The organism is Sphingosinicellaceae bacterium (genome assembly GCA_019285715.1).
Taxonomy (GTDB): domain Bacteria; phylum Pseudomonadota; class Alphaproteobacteria; order Sphingomonadales; family Sphingomonadaceae; genus Glacieibacterium.
Genome location: CP079108.1, coordinates 556,631 through 574,942, shown reverse-complemented (window position 1 = coordinate 574,942; position 18,312 = coordinate 556,631). Strand labels below are relative to the sequence as shown.

At 69.4% G+C, this 18,312-nt stretch carries 19 protein-coding genes; 9 read left to right on the top strand and 10 right to left on the bottom strand.

Going from position 1 to position 18,312, the window contains the following annotated elements:
- Positions 1-73: 73 nt before the first annotated feature.
- Positions 74-1,462: an amidohydrolase gene (locus KX816_02780; protein QXQ07000.1), complete on the bottom strand. Its 1,389-nt coding sequence runs from the start codon at positions 1,460-1,462 to the stop codon at positions 74-76.
- Between KX816_02780 and KX816_02775 the strand changes: the two genes are divergently transcribed.
- The 3 genes from KX816_02775 to KX816_02765 all read left to right on the top strand — a co-directional run bounded on the left by KX816_02775 (position 1,428) and on the right by KX816_02765 (position 5,957).
- On the top strand, positions 1,428-2,744 hold the full coding sequence (locus tag KX816_02775) for a TolC family protein (GenBank protein QXQ06999.1): 1,317 nt from the start codon (positions 1,428-1,430) through the stop codon (positions 2,742-2,744). The genes KX816_02780 and KX816_02775 overlap by 35 nt on opposite strands.
- 11 nt (positions 2,745-2,755) lie before the next feature.
- A complete protein-coding gene (locus tag KX816_02770) occupies positions 2,756-4,495 on the top strand; it encodes a type I secretion system permease/ATPase (GenBank protein QXQ06998.1) in 1,740 nt (579 codons plus the stop codon).
- 163 nt (positions 4,496-4,658) lie between these two features.
- Complete coding sequence (locus KX816_02765) at positions 4,659-5,957, top strand: HlyD family type I secretion periplasmic adaptor subunit (GenBank protein QXQ06997.1); 1,299 nt, start codon at positions 4,659-4,661, stop codon at positions 5,955-5,957.
- 18 nt (positions 5,958-5,975) lie between these two features.
- On the opposite strand, the gene KX816_02760 is transcribed toward KX816_02765, so the two are convergent.
- From KX816_02760 to rpsU, 4 genes are all read right to left on the bottom strand, one after another.
- A complete protein-coding gene (locus tag KX816_02760; GenBank protein ID QXQ06996.1) occupies positions 5,976-6,569 on the bottom strand; it encodes a DUF4893 domain-containing protein in 594 nt (197 codons plus the stop codon).
- Positions 6,566-7,174 carry a guanylate kinase gene (gene gmk, locus KX816_02755; GenBank protein ID QXQ08366.1) on the bottom strand — a complete coding sequence of 203 codons (609 nt, stop codon included), beginning with the start codon at positions 7,172-7,174 and terminating at the stop codon, positions 6,566-6,568. Before gmk ends, KX816_02760 begins: the two co-directional genes overlap by 4 nt.
- Positions 7,175-7,300: 126 nt before the next feature.
- Entirely contained in the window at positions 7,301-7,816 is a 516-nt protein-coding gene (locus KX816_02750) for an FKBP-type peptidyl-prolyl cis-trans isomerase (protein QXQ06995.1), read from the bottom strand.
- A gap of 5 nt (positions 7,817-7,821) precedes the next feature.
- Entirely contained in the window at positions 7,822-8,028 is a 207-nt protein-coding gene (rpsU, locus tag KX816_02745) for a 30S ribosomal protein S21 (GenBank protein ID QXQ06994.1), read from the bottom strand.
- Positions 8,029-8,264: 236 nt separating this feature from the next.
- Here rpsU and KX816_02740 point away from each other — a divergent pair, with 236 nt between their 5' ends.
- Positions 8,265-8,918, top strand: a complete 654-nt coding sequence (locus KX816_02740) for a COQ9 family protein (protein QXQ06993.1) — start codon at positions 8,265-8,267, stop codon at positions 8,916-8,918.
- Here KX816_02740 and KX816_02735 read toward each other — a convergent pair.
- Entirely contained in the window at positions 8,903-9,274 is a 372-nt protein-coding gene (locus KX816_02735) for a PEPxxWA-CTERM sorting domain-containing protein (GenBank protein QXQ08365.1), read from the bottom strand. The genes KX816_02740 and KX816_02735 overlap by 16 nt on opposite strands.
- Positions 9,275-9,736: 462 nt before the next feature.
- On the opposite strand from KX816_02735, the gene KX816_02730 reads away from it, so the two are divergent.
- Together KX816_02730 and KX816_02725 are read left to right on the top strand one after the other, a co-directional pair.
- A complete protein-coding gene (locus KX816_02730) occupies positions 9,737-9,988 on the top strand; it encodes a ferrous iron transport protein A (GenBank protein QXQ06992.1) in 252 nt (83 codons plus the stop codon).
- 11 nt (positions 9,989-9,999) lie between these two features.
- Positions 10,000-11,838, top strand: a complete 1,839-nt coding sequence (locus tag KX816_02725) for a ferrous iron transporter B (protein QXQ08364.1) — start codon at positions 10,000-10,002, stop codon at positions 11,836-11,838.
- Here KX816_02725 and KX816_02720 read toward each other — a convergent pair.
- Positions 11,835-13,085 (bottom strand): DUF3667 domain-containing protein, encoded by a 1,251-nt coding sequence (locus KX816_02720; GenBank protein QXQ06991.1) that lies wholly within the window; start codon positions 13,083-13,085, stop codon positions 11,835-11,837. The two genes, KX816_02725 and KX816_02720, sit on opposite strands and share 4 nt — an antisense overlap.
- 143 nt (positions 13,086-13,228) lie before the next feature.
- On the opposite strand from KX816_02720, the gene ssb reads away from it, so the two are divergent.
- Positions 13,229-13,747 carry a single-stranded DNA-binding protein gene (gene ssb / locus KX816_02715; GenBank protein ID QXQ06990.1) on the top strand — a complete coding sequence of 173 codons (519 nt, stop codon included), beginning with the start codon at positions 13,229-13,231 and terminating at the stop codon, positions 13,745-13,747.
- On the top strand, positions 13,744-14,439 hold the full coding sequence (locus KX816_02710) for an SDR family NAD(P)-dependent oxidoreductase (protein ID QXQ08363.1): 696 nt from the start codon (positions 13,744-13,746) through the stop codon (positions 14,437-14,439). The genes ssb and KX816_02710 overlap by 4 nt, the downstream gene beginning before the upstream one ends.
- A 4-nt stretch (positions 14,440-14,443) precedes the next feature.
- Here KX816_02710 and KX816_02705 read toward each other — a convergent pair whose 3' ends face one another.
- Both KX816_02705 and KX816_02700 read right to left on the bottom strand, forming a co-directional pair.
- Positions 14,444-14,959, bottom strand: coding sequence for a DUF177 domain-containing protein (locus KX816_02705; GenBank protein ID QXQ06989.1), 516 nt, complete (start codon positions 14,957-14,959; stop codon positions 14,444-14,446).
- Positions 14,956-15,456 (bottom strand): ubiquinol-cytochrome C chaperone family protein, encoded by a 501-nt coding sequence (locus KX816_02700; GenBank protein QXQ06988.1) that lies wholly within the window; start codon positions 15,454-15,456, stop codon positions 14,956-14,958. The genes KX816_02705 and KX816_02700 overlap by 4 nt, the downstream gene beginning before the upstream one ends.
- A 93-nt stretch (positions 15,457-15,549) precedes the next feature.
- On the opposite strand from KX816_02700, the gene bamE reads away from it, so the two are divergent.
- A complete protein-coding gene (gene bamE / locus KX816_02695) occupies positions 15,550-16,026 on the top strand; it encodes an outer membrane protein assembly factor BamE (protein QXQ06987.1) in 477 nt (158 codons plus the stop codon).
- A 149-nt stretch (positions 16,027-16,175) separates the two neighbouring features.
- Here bamE and KX816_02690 read toward each other — a convergent pair whose 3' ends face one another.
- A complete protein-coding gene (locus tag KX816_02690; GenBank protein QXQ06986.1) occupies positions 16,176-18,308 on the bottom strand; it encodes a sodium-translocating pyrophosphatase in 2,133 nt (710 codons plus the stop codon).
- Positions 18,309-18,312: the final 4 nt, after the last annotated feature.

Below are 18,312 nucleotides of genomic sequence, written 5' to 3'. Positions count from 1 at the left end.
TTTTATTTTGAGCGGTTTTTAGCACCGGTTTACGTAAACGTCACCCGCCACGTTCGTTCTCGGACACTAGCGCTTACTTTCCAACGATAGACAGTGCCGCCGCCGCCATCGCCTTGACCGCAGTCGCCAGCGTCGGGGCGGGATCGGGCGCGAACTTGGCGCTGTGCAGGCCGGGCAGCTTGCGGACATCGCCGCCGGCCGCATCCCACGTCGCCTGCGGCTGGGCGCCGACCCAGAACATCGTGCTCTCGACGCCGAGGCCGCGCGAGAACGCGCCGAAGTCCTCCGCCGCCATCGAGGCGGGCACGCGCTTGACCCGGTCCGGGCCCAGCGCCTTGTCGAGCGCGGCGGTGACGGTGGCGGTCATCTTGGGCGTGTTGAAGGTCGACTCGCTGCCGTTGCCGCGGGTTATCACCGGCATCAGCGCCTCGGGCACGCCCGCCGCCTCGGCCTCGGCGCGCGCCACCCGGCGGATGCTCGCGATCAGCCGCTCGCGGACGACGGGGTCGTAGCTGCGGACGGTGATCATCAGCTTCGCCTCGTCGGGGATGATGTTGTAGCGGGTGCCGCCGTTGAACGCCCCGACGGTGATGACCGCGGGCTGGCGCGGGTCGTTCTCGCGGCTGACGAGGGTTTGCAGCGTGCCGACGATGCGCGCCGCGATGACGATGGGATCGATGCCGTTCTGCGGCTCGGAGCCGTGGCTGCCGATGCCGCGCACCGTCATGTCGATCGAGTCGACGTTGGCCAGCGCATAGCCGTCGGTGATGCCGACCTGCCCCGCGGGCAGGCTGGCGGAGTCGTGGAAGGCGAGCGCGAACTGCGGCTTGGGGAAGCGCGTATAGAGCCCGTCCTCGAGCATCGCCTTGGCCCCGCCGACGCCCTCCTCGGCGGGCTGCCCGATCATTACCAGCGTGCCCGACCATTTCTGGCGGTTTTCGGACATGTAGCGCGCCAGCCCGATCCAGCTGCTCATGTGGATGTCGTGCCCGCAGGCATGCATCGTTCCCGGCGTCAGGCTGGCATAGGGCAGCCCTGTCGTCTCGGTCACCGGCAGCGCATCCATGTCGGTGCGGATTAAGAGCACCGGCCCCGGACCGTTAACCAAGACTGCGACGACGCCGGTCTTGCCGACGCCCGTCGTAACCGTGAAGCCCGCGGCCTTCGCCTCCTTGGCGAGGATCGCAGCCGACCTGGTTTCCTTGAACGCGGTCTCGGGGTGCTCATGCAGATCACGGTAAATCGCGACGAGATCGGTGGGCGGTGCCGCCGCAGCCGCCGTGCTGGCGAGCAGCGCTGAAATGGCAATGATCGCGCGCAAATCGGATTCCTTCAGCGGGGCAGGCGCACAGCCTAGCAAGGGCTGGCCCCTCGCCGCCAGCGCTGTCTGGCTCGCCCTCGCCGCACCCCTCGCCGCCGCAACCCTCGTGCTGCCCGCCCCGAGTGGCGACCCGCAGCGCATCGACTTCGCCCGCGATCCGCTGCTCGGTTTCGTCCGGGGGGCGGCCCCGGCCCAACCCTTCCTCGACCGGCTCGGCGAGGCGGTCGCGCATCACCCCGCCGTCGCCGCCGCGATCGCCGAGGCGCAGGCGACGCAGGGGGTGCGGACCCAGGTCCGCTCCGGCCTGTTCCCGCAGCTCGACGTCAGCCTCGTCGCGAGCCGGCAACTGGCGCGCGATTTCCACACCAGCGACACCATCGTCGAGAGCCTGCAGCCGCGCGGCCGGACCGATGCGCTGGCCAACGGCGACCAGTTGCTGTTCGACTTTGGCGCCACCGGCAACCGCATCGCCGCCGCCAGCGCCCGCATCGACGCCGCCCGCGCCGAGGTCGAGCGCACCGCCGCCGACACGGCGCTAAGCGGCGTCGAAGCCTGGTACGACGTCGTCGCGGCGCGGCTGCTGGTCGACCTCGAAGCCGCTGCGACCGAGCGTCAGCAGGCGATCCTCGACCAGGTCCGCGCCCGCGTCGACCAGGGCCTCGGCGCCGGCGGGGACATCGCGCGCGCCGAAGCGATGCTCGCCGACACGCTCGGGCTGGCGGCGCGCTACGACCGCAAGCTCGGGCAGGCGCTGGCACGGTACCGCGAGGCGTTCGGAGTCGAAGCCCCGGCACAACTGCCGCGCCCGCTCGCCCCCGAATCCGCCGCCCACAGCCTGGACGCCGCCGCCGCGATGGCGCGAAAGTCACCCGCCGTCGTCGCCGCATTGAGCCTCGCCACCGCTGCCCGGCGTGACTGGCGCGCGGCCCACGCCGACGGCCTGCCGCGCCTGTCGGCCGGGATCGCCGCGACCCGCTACGACGTGTTCACCGGCTCCGACTACGAGGTCCGCGGACAACTCACGCTGCGCCAGAGCCTGTTCGCCGGCGGCCACCAGCGCGGCGTCGTCGCCGAGGCCGCCGCGAAGTCCCGCGCCGCCGCCGCCAACGCCGATTATCAAGCTGGCAACAGCGAGCGCGACGCGGCGTCCGCCTTCGCCGACGTCGCCGCGCTGACCCGCTCCGCCGCCAGCCTCGAAACCGCCTACGTTGCCAACCGCCGCGTGCGCGATGCGTACGTCGAGCAGTTCCGGGTGTCGCGCGGCACGCTGATCGAGCTGCTGCGCGCCGAGCAGGAGTTCCAGTCCGCCGCTGCCGCGCTGTTGCAGGGTAGCGTCGACCTCGACGTCGCCCGCTACGCCCTGCTGGCGCGCACCGGCGAGATGCTCCCGGTGCTCGGCATCAAGCTCGACATCACGCTGTGAGGATGACCCCGATGACCCCAACGACGGATGCGCCGCGCCTGACCGGCCAGGTTCACGCGGCCCCAGAGCCGCGCCTCGCCGAGTGGCTGACCGGGCCGATCCGCGACAGCCGCAGCCTGTACCTGCAGGTCGCGCTGGCCGCCGTGCTGGTCAACCTGTTCGGACTGGCGACGAGCCTGTTCTCGATGACGGTGTACAACCGCATCGTCCCCAACAACGCGATCGACTCGCTGGTCGCGCTGACCATCGGCGTCGGCATCGTCGTGGTGTTCGACTTCGTGCTGCGGACGTTGCGCGGCTATTTCATCGACATCGCCGGCAGCCGCATCGACCGCGTCGTCGGCACCGCGATCTTCGAGCGCATGCTCGGCATGAAGCTCGGTGATCGCTCGGGCTCTAGCGGTGCCTTCGCCGGGCTGCTCCGCGAGTTCGAGGCGCTGCGCGACTTCTTCGCCTCCGCCACGCTCACCGCGGTCGTCGACGTGCCGTTCATCCTGCTGTTCGGTGTCGTGATCTGGGCGATCGGCGGCTGGCTGGTGATGGTACCGCTGGTGCTGATCCCGCTCGTCGTCCTCGTCGGACTGGCGACGCAACCCCTGCTGGCTCGCCTCGCGGTGCAGGGCCTCAACCAGGGCATGTCGAAGCAGGGCGTGCTGGTCGAGGCGATCTCCGGGCTGGAGACGATCAAGTCGTCCTCGGCCGGCCCCCTTCTCGCCCGGCGCTGGGCGAGCGCGGTCGACGACCATGCCGCGTCGTCGCTGCGCCAGCGGCTGGTCGCGGCGGCCGGCATCAACGTCGCCGCCTCGGCCCAGCAGGTCGCCTATGTCGCCACCGTCGTCGCCGGGGTCGCGATGATCGCGCACCAGTCGCTGAGCATGGGCGGGTTGATCGCCTGTTCGATCCTGGTCGGACGCTGCGTCGCGCCGCTGGCCCAGATCGCGGCGCTGCTGACCCGGCTCAGCCACACCCGCTCGGCCTACGCGGCGATCGACCGGCTGATGCAGGCGAGCGGCGAGACCAGCGGCAACTACCTGCGCCGTGACAAACTCGACGGTGGCATCGAGTTCCGGAACGTCGTGTTCAAATACCCCGGCGCGACGGCGCGCGCGCTCGACGACGTGTCGTTCCGCATCGAGCCCGGCGAGCGCGTCGCGGTGATCGGCCGGGTCGGCAGCGGCAAGTCGACGATCGGCCGCCTGCTGCTCGGGCTGTACCATGCCGAGGAAGGCGCGGTGCTGATCGACGACGCCGACGTCCGCCAGCTCCACCCCGACGACCTCCGCCGCAACATCGGCGCGGTCCTGCAGGACGTGATGCTGCTCAGCGGCTCGGTGCGCGAGAACATCGACCTGGGGGAGGCTGCGGTGGACGGCGCGGCCGTGCTCCGGGCGGCAAAGCTCAGCGGCACCCACGACTTCATCGGGCAGCTGGCGAACGGCTACGACCTGCGGCTTGCCGACCGCGGCGAGGGCCTGTCGGGCGGCCAGCGCCAGTCGATCGCGATCGCCCGGGCGCTGGCTCACGAACGTCCGATCATGCTGTTCGACGAGCCGACTTCCGCGATGGATATCCAGTCGGAGAATGCGTTGATCGCGCGGCTGGAGCCCGAGCTGGCGGGGCGGACGGTGGTGCTGGTCACGCACCGCCAGTCGATGCTGCGGCTGGTCGACCGGGTGATCATCCTCGACCGGGGGAAGATCGTCGCGGTCGGGCCGCGAGATGACGTGCTGAAGTCGCTGGCGGTGAACTGAGGGGCGTGCAGCGGCGCGGTGCCAAGCATTCGGTGTCATCCCCGCGCAGGCGGGGACCCATGATCACCGCTAGTCGAGACGATGCGCCGCCGGTCGACCGCGACGGCGAATAGCGGTGTTCATGGGCCCCCGCCTGCGCGGGGATGACAACCGGAGAGAGACGATGGCAGCAACAGACGCCCTCACCTACGACGCCCACCCCCCCGCGCTCGAGCCCGCCCGCGTCTCACGCTGGCTGCTGTGGGCCGTCGCCGCCCTCACCTTCGCGACGATCCTGTGGGCCGGCCTCGCCCGCGTCGACGAGGTCGCCAGCGCCCAGGGCCGCGTCGTGCCCGCCAGCCAGTTGCAGGTCGTGTCCAATCTCGAGGGCGGCATCGTCGCCGAGATCCTGGTCCGGCCGGGGACCATCGTGGTCGCGGGCCAGCCGCTGATCCGCCTCGACCGGGGGCAGGTCGGTGCCGACTATGGCCGCACCAGCGCCGCCTATGATGCGCTCGCGGTCCGCGTCGCCCGGCTGTCGGCGGAGGTCGGCGGCCATGCCCCGGTGTTCGCCGCCGCCCCCGAACTCGCCGCCACCGAGCGCGCGCTCTATGCCGCCCGCCGGGACGAGGCGGCCGCCAGCACCGCGATCGAGGCGGCAAAGCTGGCGCAGGCGGAGCGCATGCTCGGCGAGGCGCAGTCCGAGGCGGCGTCGCGCGGATCGGCAGCGGCGCTCGCGGCGCAGGAGGTGGCGATGGTTGCGCCGCTCGTCGACAAGGGTATCGAGCCGCGCATCACCCTGCTCCGCGCCAGCGCCAGCCTCGACCAGGCCCGCGGCGCCGGCGTCGGTGCCGCGCTCGCCGTTCGCCGCGCCCACGCTGCCGTCGCCGAGGCCAGCGCGGGGCTGCGCGGGGTCGGTGACCGCTTCCGCGCGCAGGCGTCGGAGCAACTGGTGCAGGCGCGCGCCGACCTTGCCGCGCAGGGCGTCGCGCTGCCCGCCGCCAGGGACCGGCTGAGCCGCACCGTCGTCCGCGCCCCGGTGGCCGGGACCGTGAACCGCGTCCTCGTCGCAACGGTCGGCGGCAGCCTGCGGCCAGGTGAGCCGCTGGTCGAGATCGTGCCGCGCGGCGACGCCCTCGTCGTCGAGGCACAGGTCAAGCCGGCCGACGTTGCCTTCGTCCATCCGGGCCAGCGCGCCACCGTCAAGCTCACTGCCTACGACTATTCGGTGTACGGGTCGCTGGCCGGCACGGTCGAGCGCATCTCGCCCGACGCCATCGTCGACGAGCGCACCGGCGAGAGCCACTATGCGGTGCGGGTGCGGACGGCGGGGCAGGCGCTCAAGGGGCAGGACGGGCGGCCGCTGCCGGTCGGTTCGGGTATGGTCGCGCAGGTCGACCTGCTCGGCCACAAGCGCTCGGTGCTGAGCTACCTGCTGACGCCGGTGACCAAGCTCACGGACAATGCGTTTCGGGAGAAGTGAGGGCGGGTTTAGGCGAGCTTACCGGGAGGGCACGATGTCGATGACGTCGAGGGTCGATTCCCACTTCGGCAGCGGCAGCTCCAGCCGCCACCGGGCGCGGCCGATGCGGTGGAGCACGCCGACCTGGTCGCGCTCGCCGTCGCGGCGGTACTTGAAGCGCCCGGGCTCGGCGCCGAGCGTCAGCGCACCGAGGTAGATCAAGCGCTCGCCGTCGGGATACAGCAGGCCGGCGGTGCGCTGGACCCCGCCGCCGTCGGCGAAGCGCAGGTTTTCACCGTCGATATCGATGCGGCACGGCGTCGTGTCCGACATCGCCCACACCGGCATCCCAGGGTTGCGGGTGCCGAGCTTGACGGTGCGGCAGCGGTACTGGCCCGGCGGCGGCGGACTGAACTCGGCGGTTGCAAGCGGCTCGACGAGGTCGCCGAGCGCGGTCCACTCGGCCGCGTGACCGGCATCGGCGACCTGGGTCTTGGCCAGCTGCCACGTCTTCCACAGTTCCGCGAGGCGCTTGCGGTCGGGGTTGGTGATCACCTGCCGCCACGGCCGCGGCTCGGCCCACGCCGGCTGGGTGGCCAGCAGCAGGGCGAGCACGACAGCGGCGCGCCTCATTTCGCGGCCAGCATGTCGCGGACGAACGCGGCCAGCCCGAGCTGCCGCCGCCGCGCCAGGCGTTCCGCCTTCAGGATCGCGCTGATCTCCGCGAGGCACTGCTCGGGATCGTCGTTGATCAGGATGTAGTCGTATTCGCCCCAGTGGCTGATCTCGGTCGCGGCGCGGCGCATGCGGTGGGCGATGACCGCGGCACTGTCGGTGCCGCGCGATTGCAGTCGGCGCTCGAGCTCGGCCATGTGCGGGGGCAGGATGAAGACCCGCACGAGGTCGCTGCCCGACTCAGTCTGCTGGAGCTGCTGGGTGCCCTGCCAGTCGATGTCGAACAGTACGTCGCGGCCCTCGTGCAGCGCCGCCTGCACCCGCTCGCGCGGCGTCCCGTAGCGGTGCCCGAACACTGTCGCCCATTCGAGCAGGTCGCCACTGGCCAGCATCGCGTCGAACTTGGCGTCGTCGATGAAGTAATAATCGTGCCCGTCGACCTCGCCCGGGCGTGGTGCCCGCGTCGTCACCGACACCGACATCACGATCTCGCTGTCGCCCTCCATCAGGCGGCGCGACATCGTCGTCTTGCCCGCCCCGCTGGGTGACGACAGTACGAACATCAGGCCACGGCGGGCGGGAGTCGTGGCGGCGGCTGGGGGTGTAAACTTGGTCACTGCGCGTGCGTTTGGCACGGCGCAGGACAACGGAGCAAGTCGCCTGCGTGACGACCGGGGGGCAAGTCGACCCTACTTGCCCTTGATCGCGATCAACTCGATGTCGAACAGCAGCACCGCGTTCGGCGGGATGACGCCGCCCGCACCCTTGGCACCGTAGCCGAGCGCCGCTGGGATGGTGAAGCGGTACTTCGACCCAGGAGTCATCAGCTGGACGCCTTCGGTCCAGCCGGGGATGACCTGGTCGAGCGGGAACACCGCCGGCTGGCCACGCTGGTAGCTCGAATCGAAGACGGTGCCGTCGATCAACTTGCCTTCGTACTGGACCGCGACCGTGTCGGTGCGCGCCGGGCGCGTGCCCTTGCCCTCGGTGATGACTTCGTACTGCAGGCCGCTCGGTGTGGTGATCACGCCCGGTTTCTCCCGGTTATGCTTAAGGTAAGCCATGTCGGCAGGCCGAACCGCGTCGACAGCAGTCCTGGTGCCGACCCAGACCAGCAGCCCGACCAGCGCCGCGACGACGAGGCCGATGACGATCCAGCGGCCGGTGTACGACGACGGCCGGACACCCGGCGCGTTCGAGGCCATGGGTGCTACTTGGCGCCGTCGCGCTCGGCGCGCTTGCGCTCGAGCTTGCGGGCGCGGCGGACGGCGGCAGCCTTTTCACGGGCGCGCTTCTCGCTCGGCTTCTCGTAGTGACGGCGCAGCTTCATCTCGCGGTAGACGCCTTCGCGCTGCAGCTTCTTCTTGAGCGCGCGCAGCGCCTGGTCGACATTGTTGTCGCGAACTACGATCTGCAAGCCGTACACTCCATTCACGCGTCGCGCCTCAGCATGGCGTGCGCTTGTCATTGGGTTGAACGCCCGTCGACCACGAGTCGGCGAACGCGAAGGGCGGGGCCATAGCAGAGCCCCGGGTGCGTGACCAGCCTGTGTTAACGCTTCTGCCCGCGTCAACGCTTCGACCCGCGTCAACGCTTGGGCCCGCGTCAACGCGCGACTTCCACCGGGCCGCGCCCCCGACTATGAACCACGGCATGATCTCCGAGACCAGCGCAGCCGTCCCCGACGCCGCGGACGAGACCCTCGACGAACTCCGCCCGCGCCTGATCGCGGCGATGTTACCCAGTGTCGCCTTCGACGGCTGGAGCCAGGAGTCGGTCGCAGCGGGCGCGCTGGACGCCGGGATCGACCCCGACCTCGCCGCCGTCGCTTTCAGGGGCGGCACGCTGCAGATGGTCGAGGCGTATATCGCCCTGGCCGACGCGCGCATGCTGGCGGCCCTCGGCGACCTGTCCGGGCACAAGATTCGCGAGCGTATCCGGCTGGCGGTCGCGACCCGGCTCCAGCAGGCCGACGGCGAACGCGAGGTCGTGCGGCGGACGCTGGCGGTGCTGGCGCTGCACCCGGCGGTCGCGGCGCGGACCTTGTGGCGCACCGCCGATACGATGTGGCGCGCCGCCGGCGACACCGCGACCGACTACAACCACTACACCAAGCGCATGATCCTGGGGGCGGTCTATTCCGCGACACTGCTGGTCTGGCTCGACGATTCCGAGGGCTGGCCGGCGTTCCTCGACCGCCGCATCGACGGCATCATGCGCTTCGAGAAGACGAAGGCACGACTGACCGGCCTGCATTTCCCGAGCCCGGCACGCTTTCTCGGGCGGCTGCGCTACCCGGCGGTCTGACGCCGGCGCAGGCGGAGTCCGGCACCGGCGACGCCGAAACCGCCCAGCATCAGCGCCCATGACGTGGGTTCTGGAACAACTGCGATGCCTTCCAGGCGCAGGCCGACCTGAGGACCGGCACCATAGAGCGGGCCGTAATTCGGTCCGTCGCCGACGATCGTTTCGACCCGCTCGGCGTTGGCGCTCATCCCGGTCCCGGCATAGACGATTTCACGATCGAAGTGCGGATAGTGCGGATGCGCCACGAACCAGTAGTCGCCTGCCGCCAAGGTGATGCCGAAGCCGGAATAATCGTAGCGCAAGCCCTGCGCCGGATAAGCAGGATCCGCCAGTGAAGTCGCGACCAGCGTGCCCATCGCGCTCGTCCACACTCCGCTGCCGTCGCCGAAACCCGCCGGCACCCTGCCCGCCTCGTCTGCAACGATCTCATAGCTCGTCCCGTCAATCTCGCCCGCGACGGCGAAACTGAGCGCGGTGACAAGACCGCCGGTGACAAGATGAAACTTGCTTGCGACGATTTTTTGATACTCGACATCGGTACAGACGTCGTTGTCGTCACAGGGGAAATATTCGTAGTCGTCGGGAAAGAGCGCTGCCGCCGAAGTATGCCCCGAGTCGAAAAGTATCGTCGCCTCGGTAGCGGTGGCCGGCAAGGCAAGGGCCGCGGCTACAATCACAATCAAAAGGCGCATCGCGCGACTCCCCCCATTGTTGCCTCTATCCTAACATGAATTCAGGTGCTTGCCGTACTGAACTTGATCGATCATCCCCTCTGATAATCGTTCGCATTCTCTTTCGCGGCGCGCTATAGCCGTGCCATGGGAACGATCCTGACGATGCGGCGCGGCGAGCGGGCGCAAATCTCGGCCATCGACAGCGTCGGCGACGAGAGCGCGACGCGGCGGCTCCACGAGATGGGCTTCGACGACGGCGTCGATGTCGAGGTCCTCCACCGCGGCCCGGTCGGCGGCGACCCGATCGCGGTCCGGGTCGGCAACATGACCGTCGCGCTGCGCAAGGCGCTCGCGGTCCGCATCAGCGTCGAGCCGTTCCGCGAGGCCGCCGAGTGAGCACGCTCGCGATGCCGCTCGCGGCATTGGTCGGAAACCCCAACGCCGGCAAGACCAGTCTATTCAACGCGCTGACCGGCAGCCGCCAGAAGGTCGGCAACTACCCCGGCGTCACCGTCGAGCGGAAGTCTGGACGCCTCGCACTTCCCGACGGGCGCATCGCCGAACTCGTCGACCTGCCCGGCACCTACAGCCTGTCGCCGCGCTCCCCCGACGAAGCCGTCACCCGCGACATGGTGATGGGCACCCAGGTCGGCGAACGCCGGCCGGACGCGATCGTCGCGGTCGTCGATGCGACCAACCTCCGCAACCACTTGCGCTTTGTGCTCGAACTGCGCCGCCTCGGCCTGCCGATGATCGTGGCGCTCAACATGATCGACCTCGCGGAGCGCGACGGCACCCAGATCGACGTCGCGCGGCTGAGCAGTATCCTCGGCATGCCCGTCGTGCCGACCGTCGCCGTCCGCCGCCGGGGACTGGCCGAGCTTGCCGCCGAACTCGCGCCGCGCCTCGCTGACGCGCCCATCCCCGCGATCCCGCCCGAGTCGGATATCCGGCTCCTGCAGCGCGAGGCGCGGGTGATCGCCGACACCGTGACGCTGTCGCAGGGCATCAAGCGCAAGTGGTCCCAGCGCCTCGACGGTATCGCGCTGCACCCGTTGTGGGGGCCGATACTGCTCGCCGGGCTGATATTCCTGATGTTCCAGGCGGTGTTCAGCTTCGCCGAGGTGCCGATGGACATGCTGGCGAAGGGCGTCGCGTGGCTGCAGGCGCAGCTCGGCACGCTGCTGCCGGACAACTGGTTCCGCAGCCTGCTCAACGACGGCGTGCTCGGCGGCGTTGGCGCGGTGATCGTCTTCCTGCCGCAGATCCTGATCCTGTTCTTCTTCATCCTCTGTCTCGAGCAGTCGGGCTACATGACCCGCGCCGCCTTCCTGATGGACCGCGTCATGGCGCGCGTCGGGCTGAACGGCCGCGCCTTCATCCCGCTGATCAGCAGCTTCGCCTGCGCGATCCCGGGCATCATGGCATCGCGCACTATCGACGAACCCAAGGACCGGCTGACGACAATCCTGATCGCGCCGCTGATGACCTGCTCGGCGCGGCTGCCGGTGTACGCCATCGTCATCGCGGCGTTCATCCCGAACCGGCCGGTGCTCGGCGTGCTTGGGCTGCAGGGGCTGGTGCTGTTCGGGCTGTACGTCGCGGGCGTCGTCGGCGCGCTGGTCGCCGCCTGGGCGCTGCGCCGCACCGTGACCAAGGGCACGACCCCGACCTTCCTGATGGAGATGCCCGCCTACCAGTGGCCGGCCCCGCGCGACATCGGCATCGGACTGTACCAGCGCGCCTGGGCGTTCCTGGGCCGGGCCGGCGGCATCATCCTGATCTCGACCGTCGCTTTGTGGGCGCTGGCGTCGTGGCCCAAGCCGCCGGAGGGCGCGACCCGCCCCGCGCTCGAATACTCGATCGCCGGCAAGATCGGCGCGGCGCTGGAGCCGGTGTTCCGCCCGATCGGCTTCAACAAGGAGATCGCGCTGGCGCTGGTCCCCGGCATGGCGGCGCGCGAGGTCGCGGTGTCGGCGCTCGGCACGGTCTATTCGCTGCAGGGCGCCGACGCCGACCACGCGCAGCCCCTGGTCGAGCGCTTGCGCGGCCGCTGGAGCCTGGCCACCGCCCTCGCCTTCCTGGCGTGGTACGTGTTCGCGCCGCAGTGCATCTCGACACTGGCGGTGACGCGACGCGAGACCGGCGGCTGGGCGTGGCCGGCGTTCATGTTCGGGTACCTGTTCGCGATGGCCTATGTCGCGGCGGGCGCGACGTACTGGATCGCAGTCTGGCTGGGGGCTTAGTCCGCTAGCCCGAGCACGATGATCAGCGTTCCGAACCCCGCGAGCGTCATTATTGAGGCGAAGGCGAGGATCACGGTCCGCCACGCGGCCCCCCAATTGCTCAGCGCGTAGCCGCCCTTCAACTGCGCGAACATGTGCACCGGCGGAGCGAAGAACAGCAGGCTCGCGGCGGTGGCCAGCACCGGTACCCAGGTGCTCCCCTTGTCGAGCAGGACCGCGACAACGAACAGCAGCGACATGAACGACAGCGAGTACAGCGAGAACACGACGTGGTCGTAGATCTTTACGTCGCGCCGCCACAGGAACAACAACCACAGCGTCGGCAGCGATAGCGGCACCAGCAGGAAGCTGAGTTTATAGGCCTTCTGCTGGACCTTGTAGAAAGCGAACTCCGGGTCCTTGAGGGCCTTCTTGATGTTGGTGTCGACCCAGGGAATGCCGGTGTCGACGTTGATCTTGCCGGCACGCGCCTGCTCGGCCAGCGCATCGGTCCATTTCGTCCCCGGCGCGATGACCACCGGCTTGTCGGCCGACGGCGGCGCGGCCAGTGCCTTGGCAAGGGACGCCTGCGCAGTCGCCAGCGCCGCCTGGTTGGTCTTCACCGTGGCCTCGTAGCGCTGGATAGCGGTGGGCGTGTTGTCGGTATCCTTGCGCTCCTGCGTGAGCTCGGTCTGGGAATCGACGACCTCCGCTTGCGCGTCTTTCACTGCTTCGCGCGCGTTCGCGACCTTGTCGGATTTGCCGCCGCTCAACACCGCCGGGTCGAAGTTCGGCGAGCCGCCGCTGAAGCCGAACACGAAGAACATCAGGAATACCGACAGCAGGAACAGCGCCAGCGGCGCGACATAGCGCGCGCGGCGGCCGTGGGTGTAGTCGCGGGTCAGCTTGCCGGGCCGGAAGGCGAGCGCCGGCAGGGTCCGCCACGCCTTGCTGTCGAAGTGGTACAGCCCGTGCGCGAACTCCTCGACCAGGTGGCCGACGCTGCGGTGGACGTGCGCCGACTGCCCGCAGACGTGGCAGAAGTCGCCCTGCAGGTGGGCGTCGCAGTTGGCGCAGGTGTGCGGTGCGACATGGGTGTCGGCCGGTTCGACCGGATGCCGGCGCCACCACTGCGCCTCGCGCACCGCCCGCTCGCGCGCCAGCCGCCGACGGGTCGAGGGCCGCTCGTTCCCGGTCAACGGATCGACCCCCGACGCGGCAAGGCCCGCCGTCGCGAGCTGCCCGAGCGCTTCGATCTCGTTCGCCACCGTCTTGTTCCCCTCACACACCTTCACGGTGGCGCAACGCGGTCGCAATTTCAAGCGCCGACGGTTAATCTCCCGACATGGCGAGTCGTTCGACGCGCTCTATGTTCTTTATACGTTCTGTTGGATCGAGAAAGGATCAGCGCATGGCCGGAGTCAACAAAGTCATTCTCGTCGGACGCCTGGGCAAGGACCCGGAAACCAAGGAGTTCGGCAACGGCGGGCGCGTCGTCAAGTTCAGCCTCGCGACGTCCGAAAATTGGCGCGACAAGAATTCCGGCGAGCGCAAGGAAAAGACCGAGTGGCACAACGTCGTGATCTTCAACGAGGGTATCGGCAAGATCGCCAGCCAGTACCTCAAGAAGGGTAGCGAGGTTTACCTCGAGGGCTCGCTGCAGACCCGCAAGTGGCAGGACCAGTCGGGCGCCGACAAGTACACCACCGAGGTCGTGCTGCAGAACTTCAATTCGAACCTGACCCTGCTCGGCGGTCGTGACGGCGGCGGCGAAGGTGGCGGCGGCAACTATGACCGTGGCAGTAGTGCCGGTGGCGGCAGCCCCGGCCGCGACTTCGGCGGCGGCAACGGCGGCGGCGGTGCGGCCAAGAAGCCCGCGTTCACCGGCGGCGACTTCGCGGACGACCTCGACGACGACGTGCCGTTCTGAGGCGATACGATCGCGCGGTCGTCGTCGGCGCATCGGGCGGCATCGGCGGGGCGCTGGCCGAGGCGCTCCGCCAGTCCGGCAGCGAGGTCTTCGCCCTCTCCCGTGCGACGACCGGCGACGACCACCTCGACATCGAGGATGAGGCCAGCATTGCGGCCGCTGCCGGGCGGACTGGCTCCGGCGGCCCGGTCGATCTCGTGATCGTCGCAACCGGCATCCTGCAGGGCGATGGCATCGCCCCCGAGAAGTCGTCGCGCGAGTTGTCCGCCGACGGCCTCGCCCGCTATTTCGCGGTCAACACCATCGGCCCGGCGCTGGTCGCCAAGCACTTCCTGCCGCTCTTGAGCCGTGGCCCGGCGGTGTTCGCGGCGCTGTCGGCGCGGGTCGGCAGCATCGGCGATAACCGGCTCGGCGGCTGGTACGGCTATCGCGCTTCGAAGGCGGCGCTCAACATGATCGTCCGGACGCTGGCGATCGAGTTGGCGCGGACCCGGCCCGAGGCGGTCTGTATCGCACTCCACCCCGGCACCGTCGACACCGGGCTCAGCCAGCCTTTCCAGCGCGGCGTCCCGCCCGGGCAGCTGTTCACGCCGCAGCGGTCGGCAGAGGCGCTGCTGGACGTGCTGGCGGGCCTGACGCCGGCCGACAGCGGCGGCTGTTTCGCGTGGGACGGGCAGCGCATCGCGCCGTGACGCGCTACTCCCGCTTCAAGACAGCAAACGGGTTGGGCCGCTTTAATGGCACGACCTTGTCCTCGGCGATGACCGCGGGCGGCAGTTCGGCGTCCGGCGCGCGCGGATAGGGGTCGAGCGCCAGCCCGAAGCTTTGCGCCGCCGCCTCGCCAAGGTCGATCGCCTCGCCCTCGATCGGCAGCACGTCGAGGTCGGAGTCGCTGAGCTCGATGTCCTCGCCGCCGGTCTTGAGCGCCACGAACCGCAGGTCGACGGGCTCGTCGACCGCGAAGTTGACCGGCGCGCCCGACAGCCCGCACGGCTGGAAGCCCTTCGCCACGACGCGCCCGGTGACGCGGATGCCGCCGATCTCGGTCCGGGCCGACAGCGTCGCGGTCAGCGCTTCGAGATCGAGCAGGTCGAAGCGTTTGACCAGCGCCGCGCGCTCGTCGAGCGTGGCCGTGAAGGCGATCTCGCGCGCCGCCGAGCCGATGTCGTGGAGCCGCATCGGGCGTGAAAATTCGGGCGTCTCGGGAGTCACAGGCGTCCTTCCCGGATTGCCGCTTCGGGCAGGGCGTCGAACTTCGCCACCAGGCGCCGGACCTCGCCCTCGCTCCACGCCAGCGCGACCGGATCGACGGCGGCACCGCGGTACAGGTTGCGCGCCAGCGCCTCGGCGAGCGGAGCCTGCCCGGCCAGCGCCTCACGGTAGGCTCCCAACCGCCCGCCGAGCGCGCCGACCATGTGGCCGACCTGCTTGCCGACAGTCGGGTCGCCGATACCCATCTGGCGCAGCGAACCGTCCATGTCGGCGATGAAGCGCTCGGTGACGTCGACCGAGAAACGCGCGGCATCTTCGCGCTCCAGCCGCAGCATGACCAGTGCCAGCACCAGCGCGACCGCGTCGAAGCGCCCGTCGACGGTGTCGGGCACGCCGCCGGCCTGGAACCAAGACGGCGACCGCGCCAGTTCGACAATGCGCCGGTACAGCGCATCCCCAGGCGGTGTCCGCCGCCCCGTCCAGTCAGGCCATTTCATTTGGCAACCTTGTTCAAAACCCGTGGGGCGCATATTGAGGCCGCCGCGCCCCGCTGCAATGGTCGGGGTGCCGCAGTGTCCAGGAGTTTGCCCATGCGGGCGTCACGTGTCCTAATTGCGGTGGCCGTCGCCGCTGCCGTGCTGCCCGGGTGCAGCCGGCTGAAGCAGAACATGGGCTATATCGTCGACGAGTCGCTGGTCTCGGCGATCCAGCCGGGCGTCGATAACCAGGAGTCGGTGGCCAAGACGCTGGGCCGCCCGACCTTCACCAGCGAGTTCGACCAGCGCGAGTGGTATTACGTCTCGCGCAACACCACGCAGCTGGCGTTCGCGGCCCCCAAGGCGACGAGCCAGTCGGTGATCCGCATCAGCTTCGACGCCCGCGGCAATGTCACCGGTATCGACCGCCGCGGCCTCGAGCAGACCGCGAGCATCAACCCGGTCCGCGACAAGACCCCGACATTGGGCCGCGACAAGAACCTGCTGCGTGACCTGTTCGGCAATATCGGCCAGGTCGGCGCGGGCACGGCGCCGGGCGGCGACAGCACGGGCCGCGACGGACCGCGTTGAGCGCGACGGGTGGTATGTGGCTGAGATGACTTGTCGTTCCGGCGAAGGCCCGAGCCCAACTGCCCCAAACGCTCCAAATTCAGAGCCTGTGAGCTAGCTGGGTTCCGGCCTTCGCGGGAATGACAATTTCTCGCCAGGCCGACCCCGCTTTACGCCCCCGCCAGCGCCGCGAGCAGCAGCAGCGCCACGATATTCGTGATCTTGATCATCGGGTTGACGGCCGGGCCGGCCGTATCCTTGTACGGGTCGCCGACGGTGTCGCCGGTGACTGCGGCCTGGTGGGCGGGCGAGCCCTTGCCGCCATAGGCACCGACTTCGATGACCTTCTTGGCGTTGTCCCACGCACCGCCGCCCGACGTCATCGAGATCGCGACGAACAGCCCGGAGACGATGACGCCCATCAGCAGCGCGCCGAGTGCGGCAAAGCCGTTGCCCTGCCCCGCAACCGCGGTGATCGCGTAATAGACGACGACCGGCGCGAGCACCGGCAGCAGCGACGGGATGATCATTTCCCGGATCGCGCCCGCGGTGACCAGGCTGACGGTGCGGGCGTAGTCCGGGCGAGCCTGGCGGCTGATGATCGCCGGGCCGTTCTCCTTGAACTGCGCGCGGATGTCCTGAGCGACCGCCGCGGCAGTGCGCCCGACCGCGGTCATCGCCATGCCGCCGAACAGGTATGGTAGCAGCGCGCCGAGCAGCAGCCCGACGACGACGTAGGGGTTGGACAGCGAAAAATCGACGACGACGTTGCCGAAGAAGCGTTTCAGGTCCTCGGTGTAGGTCGCGAACAGCACCAGCGCGGCAAGGCCGGCCGAGCCGATCGCATAGCCCTTGGTGACCGCCTTGGTGGTGTTGCCGACCGCGTCGAGCGCGTCTGTCCGCTGGCGGACTTCGCCCTCGAGGCCAGCCATCTCGGCGATGCCACCGGCGTTGTCGGTCACGGGACCGTAGGCGTCGAGCGCGACGACCATGCCGGCCAGCGCCAGCATCGCGGTGGCGGCGAAGGCGATGCCGATCAGGCCGGCGAGCTGGTAGCTGCTGATAATCCCGACGACGATGACCAAAGTCGGCAGCGCAGTCGACTCCATCGAGACCGCGAGGCCCTGGATGACGTTGGTGCCGTGGCCGCTATCCGAGGCTTTGGCGATCGACTGGACCGGGCGGTAGTTGGTGCCGGTGTAATATTCGGTGATCCAGACGATCAGCCCGGTGACGCCGAGGCCGACGAGCATGCAGTAGAACAAGGCGCGCCCGGTGAAGGCGGTGCCGGCGGCGACGGCGGGGGTGATGCTGCTGCCGGTTGCCTCGGCGGCCGTGCCGATGACCTGCTCCATGTTCGGGAAGATCATCTGCGTCGCGAACCACAGGGCCGGGATCGACAGCACCGCCGTGACGATGAAGCCCTTGTACAGCGCCCCCATGATCGAGCCGGACTTGCCGAGACGGACGAAATACGTCCCGATGATCGAGGTGATGATGCAGACGCCGCCCGCGAGCAGCGGCAGCTGCATCAGCTTGACGGCATCAGAACCGGCGACGAGCAGCGCGACCAGCACCATGGTGGCACCGATGGTGACGACGTAGGTTTCGAACAGGTCGGCCGCCATGCCGGCGCAGTCGCCGACGTTGTCACCGACGTTGTCGGCGATGACGCCGGGGTTGCGGTCGTCGTCCTCGTCGAAGCCGAGCTCGTTCTTGCCGACCATGTCGGCACCGACGTCGGCGGCCTTGGTGAAGATGCCGCCCCCGAGGCGCGCGAAGATCGATATCAGCGAGGCACCGAAGCTGAGCGCGATCAGGGCGTTGACGACTGGGCGGCTCGTGGGCTCCAGGCCACCATAGAGAAGCGCGTAGTACACGCCCGAGATCGCCAGCAGCGCGAGCCCGGCGACGAGCATACCGGTCACGGCACCCGAGCGGAAGGCCATGGTCAGGCCGCCCTGCAGCGAGTGGCGTGCGGCCTCGGCGGTGCGGACGTTGGCGCGCACCGAGATGTTCATGCCGATGAAGCCGGTCGCGCCGGAGAGCAGCGCCCCGACCGCGAAGGCGACCGCCGGGACCAGCCCGAGGAAGACGCCGACGAGCACGATCATCAGCACGCCGACCATGGCGATGGTGGTGTACTGCTTGGTCAGGTACGCGCCTGCTCCCTCCTGGATGGCGGCGGCGATCTGCTGCATGCGCTCGTTACCGGGGGAGGCGCGGAGCACCTGCATCGCGGTAATGATGCCGTAGGCGACGGCGATGAGCCCGCACACCATCGCGAGCAGAATAATGTTCATGCGC

What these genes read in the sequence shown, in the direction of transcription:
- gmk (QXQ08366.1), bottom strand. Translation starts at nt 7,174, where the DNA reads ATGTTCGTACTGTCGTCACCCAGCGGGGCGGGCAAGACGACGATGTCG.
- KX816_02730 (QXQ06992.1), top strand. Translation starts at nt 9,737, where the DNA reads ATGGGAACGATCCTGACGATGCGGCGCGGCGAGCGGGCGCAAATCTCG.
- KX816_02770 (QXQ06998.1), top strand. Translation starts at nt 2,756, where the DNA reads ATGACCCCAACGACGGATGCGCCGCGCCTGACCGGCCAGGTTCACGCG.
- KX816_02725 (QXQ08364.1), top strand. Translation starts at nt 10,000, where the DNA reads ATGCCGCTCGCGGCATTGGTCGGAAACCCCAACGCCGGCAAGACCAGT.
- KX816_02765 (QXQ06997.1), top strand. Translation starts at nt 4,659, where the DNA reads ATGGCAGCAACAGACGCCCTCACCTACGACGCCCACCCCCCCGCGCTC.
- KX816_02700 (QXQ06988.1), bottom strand. Translation starts at nt 15,456, where the DNA reads ATGAAATGGCCTGACTGGACGGGGCGGCGGACACCGCCTGGGGATGCG.
- ssb (QXQ06990.1), top strand. Translation starts at nt 13,229, where the DNA reads ATGGCCGGAGTCAACAAAGTCATTCTCGTCGGACGCCTGGGCAAGGAC.
- KX816_02760 (QXQ06996.1), bottom strand. Translation starts at nt 6,569, where the DNA reads ATGAGGCGCGCCGCTGTCGTGCTCGCCCTGCTGCTGGCCACCCAGCCG.
- KX816_02740 (QXQ06993.1), top strand. Translation starts at nt 8,265, where the DNA reads ATGATCTCCGAGACCAGCGCAGCCGTCCCCGACGCCGCGGACGAGACC.
- KX816_02735 (QXQ08365.1), bottom strand. Translation starts at nt 9,274, where the DNA reads ATGGGCACGCTGGTCGCGACTTCACTGGCGGATCCTGCTTATCCGGCG.
- KX816_02780 (QXQ07000.1), bottom strand. Translation starts at nt 1,462, where the DNA reads ATGCGCTGCGGGTCGCCACTCGGGGCGGGCAGCACGAGGGTTGCGGCG.
- KX816_02690 (QXQ06986.1), bottom strand. Translation starts at nt 18,308, where the DNA reads ATGAACATTATTCTGCTCGCGATGGTGTGCGGGCTCATCGCCGTCGCC.
- KX816_02750 (QXQ06995.1), bottom strand. Translation starts at nt 7,816, where the DNA reads ATGGCCTCGAACGCGCCGGGTGTCCGGCCGTCGTCGTACACCGGCCGC.
- bamE (QXQ06987.1), top strand. Translation starts at nt 15,550, where the DNA reads ATGCGGGCGTCACGTGTCCTAATTGCGGTGGCCGTCGCCGCTGCCGTG.